This window comes from Kytococcus sp. HMSC28H12 (assembly GCF_001816045.1).
Taxonomy (GTDB): Bacteria; Actinomycetota; Actinomycetes; order Actinomycetales; family Dermatophilaceae; genus Kytococcus; species Kytococcus schroeteri.
In genome coordinates this window covers 1-2,138 of the sequence record NZ_KV824660.1, presented here as the reverse complement: position 1 = coordinate 2,138, position 2,138 = coordinate 1, and the positions used below count along the sequence as shown (strand labels likewise).

The window sequence follows — 2,138 nt, the reverse complement described above, 5'->3', positions numbered from 1 at the left end:
GAGGGGGTGGTCACCGGCTCGCCCGTGCGCACCCGCCATCGGCAGCGCGAGAGCACCTCCCGGTCCGGGCTGCCGGGGTGCACCCGGGGGTCGGCCGCCAGGGCACGCTGCAGCTCCGCGGGAGCCGACCCGCCGAACCACACCCCGGTGTCCCCGTGGCGCAGCCAGGACTCCACCGCCACGAGCCCCTGCCCGAGGGTCCAGCGGCTCGCGTCGGCCTCCACCACGAGGTCCGGCAGGGTGTGCACGAGGCCGCGGCCGCGCACCAGCGGGTGGGTGAGGCGGGTGGCCAGGTGGGCGGTCTCGGCGTTCTTCACCGCCACCAGGTCCTCGGGGCGCCCGGAGATCTCCGGCCCGTCGTGCCAGGCCACGGCGTCGGGGCGGTGGCGCAGGTCCCACCCGGCCAGCCAGGCGCGCTGGGCCAGCTCCCAGTCCTCCCCGCCGTAGCCCACGAAGGTCTCGTCGAAGCCGCCCAGGGCCAGGAAGGCCGCCCGCGGCACCGCCATCACCGCGGAGATCACGTAGCGGAAGCTCGCGTCGTCGGCGGCGCGCAGGTGGTCGGTGGCGGCCAGGCCCTGGGCCAGCCAGGCCGGCTCGGGCAGCGTGGCCGGGGCGGGACCGTGCCCGGTGAGCCAGTCGGTGACCCCGGCCGGCGTCCACCCGGAGGCGTCGTGGTGCCGACGCCGGCCCACCACCAGGGTCGGCACCGGGCCCGATGCCGCCTCGGCCAGCACGCGCAGGCAGTCCGGCTCGGGCACCATGTCGCCGTCCAGGAACACCAGCACCTCACCGGTGGCCGCCGCGGCGCCCAGGTTGCGTGCGGCGGCGGCCCGGAAGCCCCGCCGCTCCTGACGCACCAGGCGCAGCCGCAGCGGGTGGTCCGTGGGCAGCACGGGGGCGGTGGGCGAGCCGTCGTCGGCCACCACCACGTCCACCCGGTGGGCCGGCAGCGTCGTGTGGCGCAGTGCCTGCAGCAGCCGGGCCAGGCGCTCGGGGGAGTCGTGGTGGGGCACCACCACGGTGACGCTCGGCCCGGTCACCGCAGGCTCCTCAGCAGGTCGGCGGCCTCCGCCCAGGAGGGCCACAGGTCGGTCTCGGGGCCCAGGCGGGTCGATGCGGGGTCGGCCAGCGCGGTCACCAGCGCGTCCGTGAGCTCGTGCAGGGCCTCGTCGTGGTGCACCAGCTGGAGCGCCCCCGGCATCCGGGCGTCCTGCTCGCGTGCGTAGGGCGAGTCAGCCACCAGCGGCCGCCGGCCGGCCGCGAGCCAGGAGTTCACCGATCCCGAGGCCGACACGTGGCGGTGGTGGGCCACCGGCACGGCCACCGCCCGGCAGGCGGCGGCCAACTCGGCATCGGTGAGCCAGCCGGTGGTCACGAACCGGGTGCCGGCCGTGGCGGCGCGCTCCTCGAGGGCGTCGACGAGGTCCTCGTGGCCCGGCGCGGGGCGGCCGAGGTTGAGTACGCCGGTGGGGCGGCGGTCGGCGGGCAGGCGCGGGTCGCGCGCGGCCGCGGCGGTGGCGTCCACCACCTCCTCCACGCCCTTGCCCGGGTAGAGGAAGCCGAGGGTGGCCACCCACCTGCCCGGTGGGACGTCATCGGGCACACCCTCGTCGGTCGTGACGGACCCCGCGGGCTGACGCACCTCGCGCTCCACGGGCAGCGGCACCACGCCGATGCGGTCGGCGTCCACCCCCGTGGCCGCGGCCAGCAGCCCCCGCTCGTGCTCGCTGCTCACCACCACCGCGTCGGCCGCCGCGCACACGCGGTGGTAGGCCGCGGTGCGGGCCTCCTGTCCGGTGCCGTCGCTGGGCTGGGGCACGTCGTGCAGCACCACCTGCACCGATGCCGTGGCGGCCACCAGGCGCTCCAGCGCGTCGGCGGCCGCCGCCGGGGTGGGGCCGAACGCGCGGTCGGTGAAGTGCACCACCACGGTGCGCCCGGCCAGACGGGTGGCCGGGCCGTCCGGTGCGCTCCAGGCCCTGGCGGCCACGTCATCGGGGGCCAGGTCCTCGGTGGCCAGCCGCAGCAGCTCACCCGCTCCCGCGTGCGCCAGCCGCCGGGCGTGCAGCACCACCCCGTGCTGGTCCGGTCCCACCACCACGTGCAGCGCGTCGTCGGTGTCCGTGGTGGCCACCTGC

At 77.7% G+C, this 2,138-nt stretch carries 2 protein-coding genes; both read right to left on the bottom strand.

Going from position 1 to position 2,138, the window contains the following annotated elements:
• The coding region (locus tag HMPREF3099_RS10615; RefSeq protein ID WP_070705957.1) for a glycosyltransferase family 2 protein at positions 1 to 1,040 on the bottom strand (1,040 nt) is incomplete at its 3' end.
• A partial coding sequence (locus tag HMPREF3099_RS13140) for a glycosyltransferase family protein (protein ID WP_083323719.1) occupies positions 1,037 to 2,138 on the bottom strand: 1,102 nt, incomplete at its 5' end. The genes HMPREF3099_RS13140 and HMPREF3099_RS10615, both read right to left, overlap by 4 nt.